Annotated in this window: 16 protein-coding genes; all 16 read right to left on the reverse strand. The window is 58.6% G+C overall.

What is annotated here, in order from left to right:
* Positions 1-278: 278 nt before the first annotated feature.
* The 16 genes from AC5LBQ_RS02140 to AC5LBQ_RS02215 all read right to left on the reverse strand — a co-directional run bounded on the left by AC5LBQ_RS02140 (position 279) and on the right by AC5LBQ_RS02215 (position 16,761).
* Entirely contained in the window at positions 279-1,679 is a 1,401-nt protein-coding gene (locus AC5LBQ_RS02140; RefSeq protein ID WP_493264494.1) for a hypothetical protein, read from the reverse strand.
* On the reverse strand, positions 1,654-3,747 hold the full coding sequence (locus tag AC5LBQ_RS02145; protein ID WP_493264495.1) for a flagellar biosynthesis protein FlhA: 2,094 nt from the start codon (positions 3,745-3,747) through the stop codon (positions 1,654-1,656). The genes AC5LBQ_RS02140 and AC5LBQ_RS02145 overlap by 26 nt, the downstream gene beginning before the upstream one ends.
* Before the next feature lie 115 nt (positions 3,748-3,862).
* A complete protein-coding gene (locus AC5LBQ_RS02150; RefSeq protein ID WP_295027910.1) occupies positions 3,863-4,966 on the reverse strand; it encodes an EscU/YscU/HrcU family type III secretion system export apparatus switch protein in 1,104 nt (367 codons plus the stop codon).
* A complete protein-coding gene (locus AC5LBQ_RS02155; RefSeq protein ID WP_493264496.1) occupies positions 4,963-5,709 on the reverse strand; it encodes a flagellar biosynthetic protein FliR in 747 nt (248 codons plus the stop codon). Before AC5LBQ_RS02155 ends, AC5LBQ_RS02150 begins: the two co-directional genes overlap by 4 nt.
* A 14-nt stretch (positions 5,710-5,723) precedes the next feature.
* Entirely contained in the window at positions 5,724-5,996 is a 273-nt protein-coding gene (locus AC5LBQ_RS02160; RefSeq protein ID WP_295027914.1) for a flagellar biosynthetic protein FliQ, read from the reverse strand.
* A complete protein-coding gene (gene fliP / locus AC5LBQ_RS02165) occupies positions 5,993-7,246 on the reverse strand; it encodes a flagellar type III secretion system pore protein FliP (RefSeq protein ID WP_493264497.1) in 1,254 nt (417 codons plus the stop codon). Before fliP ends, AC5LBQ_RS02160 begins: the two co-directional genes overlap by 4 nt.
* Positions 7,239-8,198, reverse strand: coding sequence for a flagellar biosynthetic protein FliO (locus tag AC5LBQ_RS02170; protein WP_493264498.1), 960 nt, complete (start codon positions 8,196-8,198; stop codon positions 7,239-7,241). The genes fliP and AC5LBQ_RS02170 overlap by 8 nt, the downstream gene beginning before the upstream one ends.
* A gap of 29 nt (positions 8,199-8,227) precedes the next feature.
* Entirely contained in the window at positions 8,228-8,977 is a 750-nt protein-coding gene (gene fliN, locus AC5LBQ_RS02175) for a flagellar motor switch protein FliN (RefSeq protein ID WP_295027917.1), read from the reverse strand.
* Positions 8,974-9,894: a flagellar motor switch protein FliM gene (locus AC5LBQ_RS02180; RefSeq protein ID WP_295027919.1), complete on the reverse strand. Its 921-nt coding sequence runs from the start codon at positions 9,892-9,894 to the stop codon at positions 8,974-8,976. The genes fliN and AC5LBQ_RS02180 overlap by 4 nt, the downstream gene beginning before the upstream one ends.
* Before the next feature lie 105 nt (positions 9,895-9,999).
* On the reverse strand, positions 10,000-10,593 hold the full coding sequence (locus AC5LBQ_RS02185) for a flagellar basal body-associated FliL family protein (protein ID WP_493264499.1): 594 nt from the start codon (positions 10,591-10,593) through the stop codon (positions 10,000-10,002).
* A gap of 204 nt (positions 10,594-10,797) precedes the next feature.
* On the reverse strand, positions 10,798-11,736 hold the full coding sequence (locus AC5LBQ_RS02190) for a flagellar motor protein MotB (RefSeq protein WP_493264500.1): 939 nt from the start codon (positions 11,734-11,736) through the stop codon (positions 10,798-10,800).
* 56 nt (positions 11,737-11,792) lie between these two features.
* Positions 11,793-12,563, reverse strand: a complete 771-nt coding sequence (locus AC5LBQ_RS02195) for a motility protein A (protein WP_493264501.1) — start codon at positions 12,561-12,563, stop codon at positions 11,793-11,795.
* 2 nt (positions 12,564-12,565) lie between these two features.
* Complete coding sequence (locus AC5LBQ_RS02200) at positions 12,566-12,838, reverse strand: flagellar FlbD family protein (protein ID WP_297589031.1); 273 nt, start codon at positions 12,836-12,838, stop codon at positions 12,566-12,568.
* Positions 12,839-12,963: 125 nt separating this feature from the next.
* The gene (locus tag AC5LBQ_RS02205; protein ID WP_491680680.1) at positions 12,964-14,418 is read right to left on the reverse strand and encodes a flagellar hook protein FlgE; all 1,455 of its coding nucleotides are present in this window, start codon (positions 14,416-14,418) and stop codon (positions 12,964-12,966) included.
* A 17-nt stretch (positions 14,419-14,435) separates the two neighbouring features.
* Positions 14,436-15,197, reverse strand: a complete 762-nt coding sequence (locus AC5LBQ_RS02210) for a flagellar hook assembly protein FlgD (RefSeq protein WP_295027927.1) — start codon at positions 15,195-15,197, stop codon at positions 14,436-14,438.
* 16 nt (positions 15,198-15,213) lie between these two features.
* Positions 15,214-16,761, reverse strand: a complete 1,548-nt coding sequence (locus tag AC5LBQ_RS02215) for a flagellar hook-length control protein FliK (protein ID WP_493264502.1) — start codon at positions 16,759-16,761, stop codon at positions 15,214-15,216.

Genomic DNA, 16,761 nt, shown 5'->3' on the forward strand with positions numbered 1-16,761 from the left:
AACCCGGGCGTTAATCCTATTAATTCGCTTCGGTGTGCCATATATGGCACACCGAGCCGAATTAATAGGATTAACGCCCGGGATTTACCGGGATTGTGTCAGGGGTTGAGAGTTTGGCACTGCCAAACAAGGCAAGACCGCAGTCTGGCAAACGGGATGGGATTATCGCGATGCTTTCCAATCCAGAAACGACGGAAACTCCCGTTCACCTAGCGGGAGGGAATCATCGGCAGCGATGCCAAATTGAGACAGCGGGACCCGGATTTTAGGCGGAAAAATCAGTGGGCGCCGGCGAAAATGTCTTCCAGTAGCATCTTCCAGGCTTCGCCGCGCGCGGGAACCCCGTCCAACATGCCGATGGGAATGCCCACTTCGAACAGAGCGCCGGGATGGTCGGATTCCCAAATGCGCTGAACTGCCAGGGCATCGGGACGTATCGCGTCCGGCAGGCCGCGGATCCAACTCTCGATTTTGTCCGCGGGGCTACGTGCGTCGACTACCGCCCAGGTTTGATCTACATAGATAACCGAGATGAGTTTCGCCATGGTGCGCCGGTGGGCTTCGATGAGCGAATCCGCCAAAGCTAACACGCAAGTCTGCCCCGGATGGGCCTCCATCAGGGACTTCAATTCTTCCCCGGAACGAGCCCGCAAAGCCTCACCGGGAAGGGTGGTTTTCGGCCCGCCCAGCACGCAATAGGCGTCCTCGCCCAGCCGACCCGCCAAACGCTGCGCGGTTTCCACAATCGACAGGGATATCGGCGAGGAACCGACCACTACAATCGTGGAACCAGGCTTTTCCAGCAGTGGCACCGGCTCGGGTAAAGCCCCCAGCACATCATCCAGCGCCATCTCGCTGGTGTCCACGGTACCGCTGGCGACGGCCTCAGCCAGGTTTTCGCCTCCCGGCACCCCAGCAAACAACTCCGCCGGGAATCCCAGTTCGCTCAGAGCCGCGGCCGGCAATTTCGGACCGGAAGCAACGCGCGGAGCGGAGGTAACGATACGCCCGGCACTCGCACCCGGCGCCGCCGCACCCTGCAGGCGCGCATCAAAAGCCCCGCCGGCAGGCCGGGCCATGGCCCCCATCGAGCCGGCTAAACCGGCGGTTTCACTAGCCTTGGGAGCGGCACTCGGTTCAGGCTGAGTTTCGTTGATGAGGGAAGCGGCATCCCCGATTCCCATCTGAGCCATCTGGGCTTCGAGCTGGGCTTGAGCGGCTTCGGTATTGGAGCTGAGCTGGGAACGCGCTTCGTCAAGCAGGTGTTCCAAATCGGGATCTTTCTTGGTGGGTGAAGCGGTGCCGCCATCGTCTCGCACATTGCCTTTACCGGTCGCGGCAGAATCGGCGGATTCACCAGCATCCGGGGGAGCCTGCTTTTTCTTTCCTAAGCCGGCTTCGTCAGCCTGTTCCGAAAGAGTCTTGTGGGTGGGCTTGGGTTTGGCGCTCGCCGCAGCGGCAGCCGCAGTGCCGGTAGCGTTGCGGAAGCTCTGGGGCGGTTCGCCGACCCCCTCGACTTCCACCAGGACTTCATAGTGTTCCTTGGCGAACATCCCGGCCAGGCCGCCCTTGCGGACTTTTTCGGCTTTGAGCACGGTGACCCGTCGGCCCATCCGTTTTACTTGGCCGATGAGGACGTCAAGGCGATCGCCTTCAACCAGATATCGCGTGGCTGCCACTTATCGTTCCCATCGTCTCGATCATTACTTTCGCGCCCGACACTTCGGTATACGACAGCACCGGCAAACGCGCTATACCAAGGTTAACAAGTTTTCGCAGCGCTGGGCGTAAGACAGGCGCACAAACTAAAACAACAGAAAATCCGGTCTGCTCCGCCTGCTCGGTCACTTCGCGAGTCTGGTTCAGGAAAGTCTCCATCCGATCCGGGTCCAGAGCCAGTTGGGAGCCTTCATCGCCGGGACGTACGCTCTCCAGCAGGGACTGTTCAAAAATCGGATCCAAGGTAATGACCCGCAGTACCCCTTCCATCACGTACTTTGCCACAATCGAGGGACCCAACTCCGCTCGAGCCGCCTCGATGAGCTGCTCAGGTTCGGTGGTCTGCTTGCCTTTCACGGACAGTGCCTCAAAAATCCGGGGCAGGTCCAAGATGGGGACCTGTTCTTCCAGCAAGCCTTGCAGCACAACTTGGACTTCACCCAGGGACAGCATCGCGGGGATGAGTTCCTCCACGGCGCTCGGGTTCGTCTGGCGCACCCCGTCGACCAGGATACGCACGTCTTCACGAGACAGGAGCCGCGCCGCGTTCTCGCTGACCAGCGCCCCCAGGTGGGTAATCAGCACAGAAACACGATCTACTACGGTCGCTCCACCCAGCTCGGCGTTGTAGCGTAACTCCACGGGAATCCATTTGCCGGTCAAGCCGAATACGGGTTCGTTGGTGATTTCACCAGGCAGGTCGTCCAGGATATCGCCCAAGGCCAGAACCTTTCCGGGCGGGGCGATGCCGCGGCCGACTTCCACGCCGGACATGCGGATGACGTAGGTGGACACGGGCAGGTCTACAGAATCGCGGGTGCGCACCGGCGGCAGGACGAAGCCCGATTCGAGAGCCACTTTGCGGCGCAGGCCGCGCACTCGCGCCAGCAGGTCGGTGTCGGTGTTCGCTCCCACTAGGTCGATGAGGTCAGGAGCAAGGAGGATTTCGAGGGCGGGGACTCTCATCTGTTCGATGAGCTGTTCGGGGGTTTCGCCCGCGGGCTTGGAGTCGTCCTCCTCGACCACGACCTCTTCCTCAGCCTCGACTTGCTTGAGTTTCGCCATGGAGCGCCACCCGGCATACAGCAGCAGGGCGCCGATGACAAAGAACGGGGCCTTCGGCATGGCCGGAATGATCCCCATAAAGACGCAGGCCAGCCCCGCGATAAACAGCGCGGCGAAGGACTGGGTCAGCTGGCGAGAGAAGTCCCCGCCGATACCACCTTCGGGAGAGTCCTTGGAACGGGTGACGATAACGCCGGTAGCCAAGCTCATCAGCAGGGACGGAATCTGGGAAACCAGACCATCGCCGACCGTCAGCTGGGAGTATGTCGCGATGGAGTCGCCAACCGACATGCCTTCAACGACCATGCCGATGATGAAGCCGGCGATGAGGTTGACGATGGTGATGACGATACCAGCGATAGCATCGCCCTTGACGAACTTGGAACCACCGTCCATAGCGCCGTAAAAGTCGGCCTCGGAAGCAATCTCGGCACGCCGGGCACGAGCGGTTTCTTCATCGATGAGACCGGAGTTCAGGTCGGCATCGATAGCCATCTGTTTACCGGGCATAGCATCCAAGGTGAAACGCGCCCCGACTTCCGCCACACGCCCCGCGCCGTTGGTAATGACGACGAAGTTGATGATGACCAGGATGACGAATACCACCATGCCGACCACAAAGTTGCCGCCCACCACGAAAGTCCCGAATGCCTCGATGACTTTGCCGGCTTTCGCGGAACCACCCCCGGAGCCGGGCGTCAAAATCAACCGGGTCGAAGCGATGTTCAAACTCAGCCGGAACAGTGTCAGCACCAAAACCAGGGTCGGAAACACCGAAAAGTTTAACGGCTTGGAAACGAACATGGTCGTGAGCAAGGAAATCATGGACAGCATGATGGACATGGTGAGCAGGACGTCCATCATCCACGGCTGCAGCGGGAAAACAAGCAACATGACGATGCCGACAACCCCCATGGGGACTATCAGCTTCGGTATCAATGTGGCATCAAATTTGCCCTTCACGTGCCGGTCTCCTCACGGCCATGGACTCCATTCCTCACTTATCTTACCGTTGCCCCATCGGCAAAAGGGTCGTTTACATTAGTTTTTCCAACTTTTTAGGGGCAAAACTGGTTCGTCAGGATTCCTTCTCAAAGAGGTAAGAGGGCATCTTGTGAACCCCGCCGCGAGTCCCGCGCTTTTTCAGAATCAACACGAATGCCAGAACCTGGGCGACCGCGGTATACAGCTCCTCGGGAATCGCCGCCCCGACCTCGACCGTGGAATACAGAGTCCGCGCCAGCGAAACGTCCTCTACCTGGGGAATCTTTGAATCCTGGGCGACTTCACGAATCCGCGAAGCAATATGGTCCACCCCTTTCGCCAGGACTTTCGGGGCGCCCTGACCCGCTTCGTACTTGAGCGCAACAGCGTAGTGGGTCGGGTTTACCACCACTACGTCAGCGTTAGCGGCGTCAGCAATCATCCGGTTGCGACTCATGGCGATGGCACGAGAGCGGCGCTGGGACTTAATCAACGGGTCGCCTTCGTCCTGTTTGTATTCTTCCTTGATTTCCTGCTTGGACATCTTGGTCTGTTTCTGGTTCTTTTTAAAGATAAACAGAGCGTCCAGCACGGAGACCGCGATGCCGGCGATAACCGAAGCCCAGATGAGCAGCCACATCTTGCCCTGACCGTAGGCAATCAAATCCCACAACGAGATATGTCCGGCCGCTCCCATTATCTCGGTGACCCCGGAAATGACTACGTACAACACGATGCCCACGGCGATGGTCTTAAGCAGGGCCTTCAAACCGTTCCACAAGGGCTGGATGCCGACCACTTTCTTAAAGCCCTTGACAATATTCAGGTTTTGCAGTTTGGGCTTCAAGTGTTTGGCGGAAGGGAACACGCCTTTACCTTGGATAATGTTCACCATCACGGCGACCAGCAAAATGGCCAGCATGAACGGCAGCAGAGTCCACACAATCGTACCCAACGAGGAGGCCAAGAAACCCACGATTTCTTGCTTAGAGGGAACCTCTTTGAGGGTCACCGCCGTCAAGGTCTGATGACGAGCCTTTTGGAACGCCGTGTCCATCATGAACGGAAGCAAGGCTGCCCCGGCGGCCAAGGAAATCCACCCGGTCAGATCCTGGGACTTTTGCAGGCCACCTTCCTCACGAACTTTTTTCAGATGCCGCGGGGTGGCCTTTTCAGTCTTTTCGCCGGAATCGCTCACATGAACACCCCCTGGAAACTCACCATGACCTTATCCATCAGTTTCTCAACGACCTGAGGAATGACCACCATAATCAGGGGGGCGGTGAATGCGGTCATCATAATCTTCAGCGGGAAGCCCAAGGTAAAGGCGTTCATGGCCGGCGCAACCTTGGTCAACAGACCCAGACCCATGTCGGTGAGGAACAGCACCAGCAGCAGCGGCCCGGCAATCTCTATGGAGGCCACCATCAGTTCACCGAAACGAAACACCAGACGGTCGGCGTAGTTGGCCATGTCAAAGACCGCGCCGACCGGCATGGCGTTAAAAGAGCGCGCCAGTCCCATTATCAGCAGCTGGTAGCCGTTGGTAGCAAAAAGCATGGCCATGGCCGTCAGTTCGTAGACCCGCCCGAAAGTCGCCTGGTTCGTCATGGTCAGCGGGTCGAAGGCCTGGGCCATCGTAAAGCCGCCTTCAAAGTCAATGAGCGAACCGGCCATCTGGAGTGCCGCGATGATGATGCGCACCATGACCGCCATAGAAAAGCCGATGAGGGCTTGAATCAGCAGCTCAAATAGGAATACGTCCGATTGCTCTATCGGCCCGACCCGGCTCATGCAAGCGAACCCCAAAGCGGCCCCCAACAGTGCTTTTACTCGGCCAGAGATGGCACGGCTATTAAAAGGCGGGCACAGCGCCAGGAAAACGGTAGCGCGCACGGTGGCCAGGGCAAAAGCGGTAAAGAGAGCGAGATTGATGGTCATTGCCCCACCTCGCCTTAAGAATTCAGCAGGGCTGGAATCCGCGCCATCATGTCTTGGGTGGTGGTGACCAGGGTTTGCAGCATCCAGTAGCCCGAAATATACAGGGCAATCCCCACCGCAACGGTCTTGGGGACGAAAGTCAGCGTGACTTCCTGGATTTGGGTGATGGACTGGAACAGCGAAATGAGAAAGCCCACGACCAGGGAGGTAATCAAAATGGGTGCCGCCAGCTTGGCCCCCATCAACATGGCGGTCAACGCGAGGTCCAAAACTGCGGAGGAGTTCATCGGTACGTTCCTATCAAGGTCTTGGTCAACAAGCCCCAACCGTCAACCATGACAAATAGCAAAACCTTGAAAGGCATAGAAACCATCACTGGAGGAAGCATCATCATACCCATACTCATCAGGGCGGCGCCCACGACCAGGTCAATGACCAGGAAGGGGATGAACACCACGAACCCGATGATGAAGGCGGAACGGACTTCGGAAATCATGAACGCCGGCACCAGGGTGGTGAAGGGGGTTTCCTCCAGGCTGGGCGGATTAGGGCGGTCCGCGGCGCGGGTCATCAGGGCGATGTCCTCCTCGCGGGTCAGCGGTCCCATGAACTCGCGCACCGGCTTTTCCGAGAGTTTCAGCATATCCTGCACTTGAATCTTGCCGTCCATATAAGGCTGCACAGCGTCTTGCCAGATAGACGTGATGGTGGGGCTCATGATGAACAGGGATAGGAATATCGCCAAACCGGAGATGACCTGGGTCGGAGGAATCTGATTCAGCCCCATCGCATTGCGCGCCATCGCCAAGACGATGAAAATCTTGGTGAAGGACGTCATCATCAACAGCAGTGACGGCGCCACTGAAAGCACGGTAATCAGCAGGAACACCAGGACGGCGGTGGAGGGCGCTTTATCCCAGCCGTTGACGTTCAGTTGAATGCCGGGTTTTTCTGGATTGACCGGGGCGTTCGGGTCATCAGGGCCGATGATGTCTCCCGGATCCGTTAACGGGTCGGGTTGCCCAGGTTGGATTACATTTGCAGAGCTCACAAGGGCGGATTGTCCTGGTTGACTGAGCGCGGGGGCTGCCGACTGGCTCACGGTTGACGCGGCCGGGGCGACCGCAGGGTCGGCTGAAGCGTGGGGCATGGAAAAATTGATGGCAAAAACTGCCACGACAGCCAGGAACCAAGCCAGCTGCAGGCGCAGACGAGCCACGCGCTGCTCCGGGCTCAGCTCCCGATGTTTCAAGCCGAATCCGAAGCGAGAGCCGCGGGCGCGTTCGCGTTTTTCCCGTTCCAGGCTGGTGGCATCGACAGCGGTTCGCCCGGAACCGATGGTGTCCGCGCCGAAATCGGGGGGCAAGGTGAACGTGACACCCAGGCGTTCCCAGTGAGCGGCGCTGGTGCGGTACTGGTCGCGCACGACCTGACGGAAGGCAGCTTGGCGCCGCGCTTGGCGCGCCTGGCGCTCCCGTGCATAGGCTTGAAACTCCGCCACCGAAGCGGCGTGTTGGGTCAGCAACATGTCACTCATGCGGACTCACCGCCGAAGTCTGGGATGCGGCGGCAGGAAAAGTTTTGTCTGCCGGCTTTTTGTCGCTCGCCGTGGGTTTCGTAGGCGCTGTTTTCGTGGGGACGAGCTGACCGTCCGCGGCAGGTTTCTGTGGTCCCTTGGCCCCGAATTCGGCGGCAATCTGAGAGGCTAGAGCATCCATCTGTTCCTCAGTAACCTGCGACTTCGGCTTGGCTTTGGCCGCGGCAGGGGCGGCTGGCGTTGCGGGCCTGGCCTGCACGGCAGTACGGCTTGGCGTGACGGAACGAGTCTCGGTAGGCTTCGGGCTCGCCGACTGCGGCGAGGGGCGCGAGCCCCGCTCGGCACGTTTCGTGGCGCGAGCCAACAGCTCCCCAAAAGGCCGGGACACCGGCTGATTAGCCCGCTCCTGAAAAGCCTCGGCGGCAGCGCTCAGTTCCGCGGACATTTCCTCCGTGTCATAAATCTCGGCGATGGGAGTGACGGAGGAATCCCCCGCGCCCACCAGGAACATTCGCCCGCCAATCTCGATGAGGGCGACTTGGGAAACCCGAGACAGCTGCAGTCGAGACACCAAACGCAAGCCCGGACCCTCGTAATCACCGAGGTTAGTGCGCTTGAACCAACGCCACAGCAGCCACATCAGCAGGAACACCACCACGATTCCCACGATGAAGCGCAGGAATATCATCATGGGGTTCTCGGCGGGCTGGCCGGTCAACGGCACGTCCGGGGTGAGCGTATCGGAGGCAGGGGAACTCGGCGGGGTACCCTTTGCGGGTGTAGTCGGAGGGGAAGCTGGAGTGGAGCCGACCAGCTTCGTGTTGCCGGTCGGGCTGGGGCTGGCCGGGTCTGAGGTTTCGGAAGCGCTCAGAGCCGCGGCAAGGTTATTGAGGTGAACGTAACCGAGCGTTGTCCACGCCACACCGGTCTGTAAGACGCCCAGTAAGCTCACCGCTCACCCCTTTTCGACTGATCCATTCACTAGGACTGGCTCTGATTCTGTTGATCGGCCAGAGACACAATCTCCGTAATACGAATACCGTATTCTTCGTCAACCACGACAATCTCACCGCGAGCAATGAGGCGGCCATTCACCATGACGTCAGCGGCTGAACCGGCGGAACGATCCAACTCGATAACGGAGCCGGGGGACAAATCCAGCACGTCATGCACCGCCAACTTGGTGCGCCCGATTTCCGCCGTCAAAGTCATCTCGACGTCATAGAGCAGTTTCATAGACTCGGCGCGCTGCTCGGGAGTGGCAGTGGCCTGAGTGACCGGACCTTCGGGAGTCTCCTGGGCTTTGTCCTCGGCGGCGGTTTCCTGGACCGGCGCGGGACGCACCGCTAACCAGCCCTGCACCGTGCCGTCAGCCTCCAAGGTGGCCTTAATCCAGTCTTCGCTGTCCAGCAGGTCGTCTACGGTTCCCTCGGTGGTGTTTTCCATGACCCCGGTCCCCAGGGCAGAAGTAGCCGCTTCCAAAGCCGGCAACAACGCCTGGGTCTGGGTCATCCCCTCCGCGCCCTCCAAGGCTTCCGCAATAATCGAGGAGGCGACCAAGCACACCTGCAGAGATTCTTCGGCGGATAGAGTCGTGACCACTGCGGGAGAATCAGCACCCGGCATCGGGTCGCCGGGCTCCCATGAGGATGCGGTAAGCTCAGTGGTCGAGGGTAGTAGTGGTATGACCGCCTGGGCAGCATCCAGAACCTGATTCGGGGTCACGCTCATTTCTTTTCTCCTTTGTTAACCGAAACCACCATCGCCGCTAAACGCGACCCGGAAGTTCCTGCAGCCGTTTCTGCCAAAATCAAATCCCCAACCACCATATCCAATGGACGAGAGGTCGGGTGAATTAAAGGTAAGGTATCGCCGATAGCCAGGCCATCGAGTTCACGCGGATTGACCTTCCGGGGAGTGAAACGCACCGCCACCTCAACCGGCACGTCTTCGATAGAATCCACCAGGAGCTGACGCACCGCGGCGGCTTCCGCTTTTTGCTGTTCGGTACGAGTGTCATGGACATCGCCCTGATGAATCGCGTCCGTAATCATCGACACCGGCATCATGATGGAGCAGTCGTCCTGGTGTTCCCCGGCGGTCAGTGTAATCGGGGCAAACAGCACCGGAGTGGAACCGTCCACGACCTGCACAAACTGAGGAGCATACTCGATGGTGCGGAATTGGCTACCCAGCGGCAGCATCGATTGGAAAGCCACATCGAGGTCAGAAAGCACCCGCTTGAGGAAGTCAATCAGGACCGAAACCTCGACCTCGGTCAGTTCTCGGTCAGGAGTCGATTCCACATCTCCGGTTCCACCCAGCAAGTGATCGACCCAAGCCAGAGCGGTTTGGCGAGGGAATTGCAAAACTCCCTTGTTGCGCCCCCCTTGGAAATCAATAATCACCATCAGAGTCTGGGTCGGCAGGGTCTTAATGTAATCGTCATAAGACCGCATGGACAAATCCCCGACTTCACCGGTTATCACCACATGCAGGCGTCCTACCAGCTGGTTGACCCAGTGCCGGGTAAAGGCTTCCAGAGCCATCTCCATAATGCGCGCGTACTCACGCGGGAGCTTCATCGGTTTACTAAAGTCGTAAACTCTCGCATCTACGTCAGTCTGAACGGTACTTGTCTTTGCCATCGTTTTCCATTTTATCCAGGTAAACCGTTAGAGTTTGGGGTTTTCCTGCGTTGTTAGAAAGAATTGCCTTCAGTCTCGGGTGGTCCCCGCCAGCAAGTTTGAGCTTTACTGGTAGGCAAAAGTGGTGAACTGGACAGTCACCACGTGTCCGTTATAAGGCGGAATCGGGCTCTTGTTCAGCTCGGCGGTATATTTCTTTTGCAGCTCCTGCATCGCGCCGGGCTTGTCCAAATCCTCTTTCTTCATGCCTTTGAACAGCCGTAAAGCCGCGTCGCGAGCGGGGGACGGATCGATGTCCGAGCTGCCCTCGCCCTCTGGCTTGATTTCTTCGTCAAAGTAAATCGTGGCCGCAAACGACATGAATCCATCATCGAGGTTGATACTCAGCGGCTCCCCAGTCGACACCGACTGCTTGCCCATCACCAGAGCCTTAGTGGTCTCTACGGGTTTCGGGGATTCCTTTTCACCGTCTCCTCCCCCGATGACACCGAGCAGCTTCAGCGCCAGGAACACACCCACCGCTAATACGGCCAGAATCACTACAATCAGGACGACGAGCAGAATCTTTTTCGCGCCGCCCTTCTTGCCCGGTTCCGCTCCCGCCGGAGGCGCGGTTGGGGGCATAGCCGGTTTAGCGGCTGCCGGGACCGGTTTTGCGGCGGTGCCTCCCGCTGGTTTCGCTCCAACACCGACTGGCATATTTCCTCCCTTAGGTCCGGACCAGCATGGCCGGTTCCGGTCTGTGTTTAGAATCGGACCGCGTCAGAGACTTTGCAATTGACCTGCACCGGGACGATTCGTATTATCCTTTTCCTACGTTACCTGTAAAGTCCTGCTCTCGGGGCGGCTTGACCCCGAAAATCTAGCTTTTTCGATGTCATCGTTCGATGAAACCCGCCCAGCCTAGTCCTCATTGCCCGTAGCGCCTGGCTCACCCGCGGTGCCTTCCGGCGGCGGGGGTGCTAGGGACGGGCCAATATTGGGAGGCGGCGGGGCGATGTTGGCATTTGTCCCACCCGCGAGCTGTTTCGCCGCATCGGGCAGTAAGGCGCGGACGGAATCTTTTGCGGTTGACATAATGACAATATCCACACGCCTGTTGAAAGCCCAAGCATCCTGACCGTCCGTAGCCTCAGTCTGATGATCGGCTCCATATGAAATCGTTCGCAGTTTCGCCCCCGGCACTCCACCGTCCTTTAGCGCAATCAGCACCTCAATGGCACGAGCTGAAGCCAGGTGGTAGTTAGAGGGGAATCTCGCGTTAGCGATTGGTTGCGGATCGGCATAACCTTCGATGGCAATGCTTTCTTCTAGGGATGCCAAAACCGGGGTCACCGCACCGAGTACCTCACGAGCGGTGGGCTGAATCGTTGCCTCTCCAGTCTTAAAGTAGGTGTCGTTGGCAACCATGCCCAACACCAGGCCCTTGTCGGTGATGCGCATCGCCAGGGCGCCTTCCTTGCCAGCCGCTTTCAATTGTTCTTCAACCTGTTTCTTGATGGAGTTCAAGTGACTGGCTTCCCGCATAGCCTGCATACGTTCGGGCTGAGATTGAGGATTTTGGTTCAGGTTACCCATCAGACTGCCCAGCTGCACCGCCGAGGTGGAACCGGCCAAAATCCCCAGTCCCCCATCGGTTTGGAGCGGATTGGCAATCTGAATGGTGGCGTTGAAACCGGCCGCCAGGGACGTGCGCAGCTTGGCCAATTTGCCCTGATCAACCTGAGAAATCGCGTACAGCACCAGGAACAGGCACATCATGACGGTAATCATGTCCAGATAGGATACTGCCCAACGCTCGGTGTTGTCAGGTGCCGGACATTCATGCTTACGCTTTGCCATACAAGTTCCTCCTCTCGGTGTTTGCGGAAAAGTCGTTTCCTAACGACGGGTCAGGGCTAGGCCGCTTTTTCGGCCTTTAGTTGGTTCGGCGGAATCAACGAGCGCAGACGTTCGCCAACCTGACGCGGGTTCGCCCCGGACTGCAGACTGATGAGCCCTTCCATGACGATTTCCATCCGAGCCAACTCCAGATTGGAGATTCTCTCCATACGGGAGGAAATCGGCAGCCAAATCATGTTCGCGCTGAGCAGACCCCACAGGGTAGCCACGAAAGCCGAAGCAATCAGCGGTCCCAAAGTCTCGGGCTCGGACAGTTGCGTCAGCACGTGCACCAGGGAAATCACGGTACCGATAACGCCAATGGTCGGGGCATAACCGCCAGCGACGTGGAACCAGGCATAAGCGGTCTTGTCTGACTGCTTGCGAGCCTCAATTCTATCCGTCAGCATGGAGCGCAAATCTTCGGGATCCATGCCATCGATGGCAGCCATCAAACCTTCACGCATAAACGAGTCCTCAATGCCTTTCGCGGCGTCTTCCAAAGCCAACAGGCCTTCGCGGCGGGCTTTTTCAGACAGCGACACGATGGTGTCAATCGCGTCGGTAGCATCGGGGACCTTAGCTGTGAATGCTTTCGGAACCTGGCCAAAAGCATAGAGGAAGTCTCTCATGGTGAACGACGCCATGGTCGCCAGAAGCGTCCCCCCAAAGACCAGGGTCATAGGCGGGGGCAACAGGATGTTTGTAATCTCGGCACCCTCCATATACAGCATGGCTACTACTGCCGAGAGCGCGCCAACGATGCCAACGATTGATGCGGGATCCATACTTAGTCCTCCGAATCTTTCTCAATGTTCACCACGGTAAGCCTCGCCGCAGGCGTCGAAGTCCGGGAATCGTCTTGGATGATTTCCTCAACGCGAGCCAGCAGGCGGGCGCGGTCCTCACGAATCAGTTCGATGACTTCGGTCACGGTTTGGGAAACCACGTAGCGAGTTGCGTCCACCATGACAATAATCGTGTCAGGCGTGGACTCGACGCGCTCAATCAGGTCAGGGTTTAGGACAAAGTCCGACCCGCCCAAGCGTGTCAACGCAATCATGGTTCCTCCTCTGCGCGGTTTTCCTTAACTTCGGTGTTTTTTCTGAAATTGAAAGGCTTTTAGGGATTTTCCAAGGAATTTCTCGGGTTTTTTCACCCTGAGTTCAGTCCCGGTTTACCCCTGGTTTAGCGCTTCATATTCACCAGTTCCTGCAGGATTTCATCCGACGTGGTGATGACGCGGCTGTTTGCCTGGAAGCCGCGCTGGGACAGAATCAGGTTCGTGAACTCGGCAGCCAGGTCTACGTTCGACATTTCGATGGCGCCGCCCGTCATGGCGCCACGCTGGCCGGTGCCGGCTTCGCCAATCTGGGGCTGCCCGGAGTTACCGGATTCCACGAAGTAAGAGCTGCCCGCCTTTTCCAAGCCCAGCGGGTTAGCAAAGCTGGCCACAGCGATACGCGCCAACGGCCGGTTATCCCCGTTCGAGAACGTGCCACGAATCGTGCCGTCAGCCTCGACCGAGTAACCCGTCATGTAGCCCGCCATATTGCCATCGACCTGCTTTTGACCGAAGTTATTAACCCCGCCGAAGCCGGTCATCGCGGACAGGTCCAGATTAACCTTTTCTTTCGTGACATTTGGAGTCGGAATTGTGGTCACTTTAGGCGATTTGGTCGTATCGACATTGACCTGATCGAGCTTGAATTTAATGCTCTTTAAGGCTTTCTGAGACTCTTGATCCAGAGTACCGTTCGTTCCAAACTGGAATAGCAGCACTCCGTCATTGGCATCAGTCTTAACCGTGGATGCGCCGGTTTTGACCTTGCCGCCAGCCGTAACTTCCAGCTTGATACGTGCCCCACCATCAGTTGTGGCTTTTTCACGCTGTTTTTCGTCTAACTCTGCGTATGCTTTCGCGTCATAAGCGCGCAGCTCCCACTTCGGTTCGGTACCGGGATCGGCAAAATCAGTACGCGCGAAAGTCAGCAAGACATCGTGCGGGTTGCCCTTATCATCGTAAGCATGCACGATTTGGGAACGCTGGAACGCGTTATCCGGCGAAGTCTTGGAGCCGGTCGGATCCATATAAATTTGGTCAGCGGGAATGTTACCGCCATAAATGACCTTGGTAGTCGGTCTGCCCTCTACCGTCTGAGTTAGCGGCAGGGTGATATTGCCGGGAGTACCCGAAGCGTTAATGGTTCCGTCCTTGTCGCCCATCCAGCCCTGCACGAACGAGCCGTCTGCCGCGACGACCTGACCTTGGGCATCCAAACCAAAGGAGCCGTTACGGGTGTACACGCTGGAACCGTTGGTTTTGCGCAGGACATAGAACCCGTCACCATTAATCATGGTGTCCAGGTTACGGCCCGTCATCTGGGCCGCGCCGCCGGTGAAGTTTTGGGTGATGGACTGGAGCTTCACACCCAAACCGACCTGCGCGGGGTTCATACCGCCGCGCTCGTTTAGTCGAGGCGCCGCCCCGGAACGCACCAGCTGGCTGAACGTGTCCTCGAAACGAGTCGACGCGCTCTTAAACCCGGTGGTATTGACGTTAGCGATGTTGTTGGAAGTGACATCGAGCATGGTCTGGTGGACACTCAAGCCCGAGATGCCGGTAAATAGTGAACGTAACATTTTCTCTTTCCTTTGCTCTATGAAGCCGCGGGGGCTGGAGTGTTGTTTCCTTGATTAGTGGTCTGTGTAGCCGGGGCGGGAGTGGCTCCCGGCTGGTTCGGGGTGGTTCCAGTGGCGGTTCCCGAAGCCGCCGGCGTGTTCTTGGGTTCGGTGGCCGCGCCTGTCTTTTTGCCCTCCTGCACGGCGTCCTTGATGGCCTTATCCAAAGGCGTGTCATCAGTCGGGTCGGCGATACCGAGGATGTCGCTCATGTCGACCTTTTGGTTGCCGATGTGGGCCAAGACTTTGCCGTCAGCCAGGAACTCCACGGCTTCAATCTTGCCCGCGGTCGTCACGGCGTTGCCATCAGCATCAACGGCGTCATACACGGCCGTCTTGCCGACCATGGTCGTACCCTGGGCGCGCTGCTGAGCCTCAAAAGACTTCTTGGAGGCCTCGGTCATCTGAATCATCTGTTCCATGTTCGTCATGGTCGAGGTCTGTTCCAGCAGCTTCGCGGTATCCATCGGCTCGGTCGGGTCCTGGTACTTCAACGTCGCCAACAGCAACTTCATGAAGTCGTCCTTGCCCAGCTTGCCGGGGTTTTCCTTCGTTTGAGCAGCCTTATCGGTCTTTTGTCCCTCGTTCATTTTCTTAAGGAACAGGGCCTGCTTTTCGGCATCGCTCATTTCCTTGGTGGTGGCGAGGGTTTTCGCTTCCTCTTTTGCCTTGGCGTTTGCCCCGATTGTGTAATTATCCACAATCGGATTGGCGCCGGCGCTTACTGCATCAACTGGCATAGTATTCTCCTCACAATCACGCGAACATATCCACCGAACCATCGGTGCCGTCCTTCAGGACGTCACCCACCTTCGGCCTGGAAACAACGTCTTCTGGTTCAGTTTCGGATCCATCCGTACTGGCTGCGCCTGCCTGGCCAGCCTGACCGGTTTCCCTCTCGGAAGAACCGGTTCCAGCGCCCGTGAACTGGGCAAACTCTTGAGCGTTTTCCGCCACATCCAAATCCGCCTGCAACCCGGTGGAAGCCAGGTCACGGCGCAAGTCGCTGAGCACTTGGCGCAGCTGGTCGCGCGCCGCCTCCGAAGCTCCCAACAGCTGCAGATGCACGGTGCCGTCAGCGTGGAAGTTCGCCGCCACCCGCACCGGGCCGAAGGTCTCGGGGTTGATGGCTAACTTCAGCTGATGCTGACCCTGACCCAACACTTTCAACCGTGACAGCTGGTGCTGCATCTGGTCAAAGAGCTGCTGGCTCAAGTTCGGGGCGTAAGTCGGGGCGGCTTGGGCCACCGGGTTCGGGGTGGACACAGCCGGAGCAGCGGCCGGCGCGGCGGATGCCACGGGGGTCGTCTGAGCCGAGGTGCCGGACACAGCGCTCACCGCGGAGCTACCTGCATTGGACGCTCCCGCCGCGGAGGCATTCGCGCTGTTCCCAGCTGCTTGCCCGGCCGCCGCCAAGGCTTCGGACATTATTGCTGGCTGCTCGATTGCTTCAGGCACCACCGGGGCTGCGACCTCAGGTTTTGCCGGAATCAGTGACGGGGCTTTACCGGATTTCAGCTGGGCGGCGATGTCTGCCCCGTCTATCGGTTTTTCTGTCTGCGGCGTCTGGACCACGGTAGCGGAGGGCTCCGGAGTGTCCGGGGCGGCCTCGGGCTGGGTCAAAGCCGGTTCCTCAGTTTCAGGCGTCGCCGTTTCCGTTTCTAGAGCTGGCGCTGGGGTCTGTGCCGTGGTTCCCTCGAGGGTGAGGGGGACGGCAGACTCCTCCGGGACCACTTCCGAGGTCGTTTCAGCGGTTTCCGTCAGCGTTTCCACAATCTCTGCGGCCACATCCGTCCCGGTTTGCTGCGCAACCGCGGTATTCGCGGCGGTGTCCCCAGCGGGGGTGGTTTCCGCAGTCTGTTCAGTATCGGCCGATTTCGTGGTGTCCTGAGCCGGCTCATCTGCCGGTTTCGCTTTATCAGCGCGGTCCTTTGGTGTGGTCGAGTCCTTCGCCGCAACTTTTTCGGGACGCCCCGGGCGTTCCGGGCGTTCGGGACGCTCGGTCTTGTCGGCCCGGACATTGCCAGGTTGACCAGGGTTGTCATGACGCGTACGGGACGGACGAACCGACGCTCCCGGTTCAGTCGCCCCGACACGGGAAGGCTTTGCCGGAGCAGGGCGGGAATCACGAGCCGAGCCGGGGTGGTTTTCCCCACGGCGTGCCACCCCTTCATCGGGAGTGCGAGCTTCGGTCGCCAACGCACTCATGAGGGACTCAAAAGCGGTGGTGTCGGCTGTTTTCGCACCCTGCGAAGCCATTTGGGCGGCAATCGCGGCCGCGTTCGTGTTCTTAATATCGATCAT

It is taken from the genome of Mobiluncus sp., from assembly GCF_985070215.1.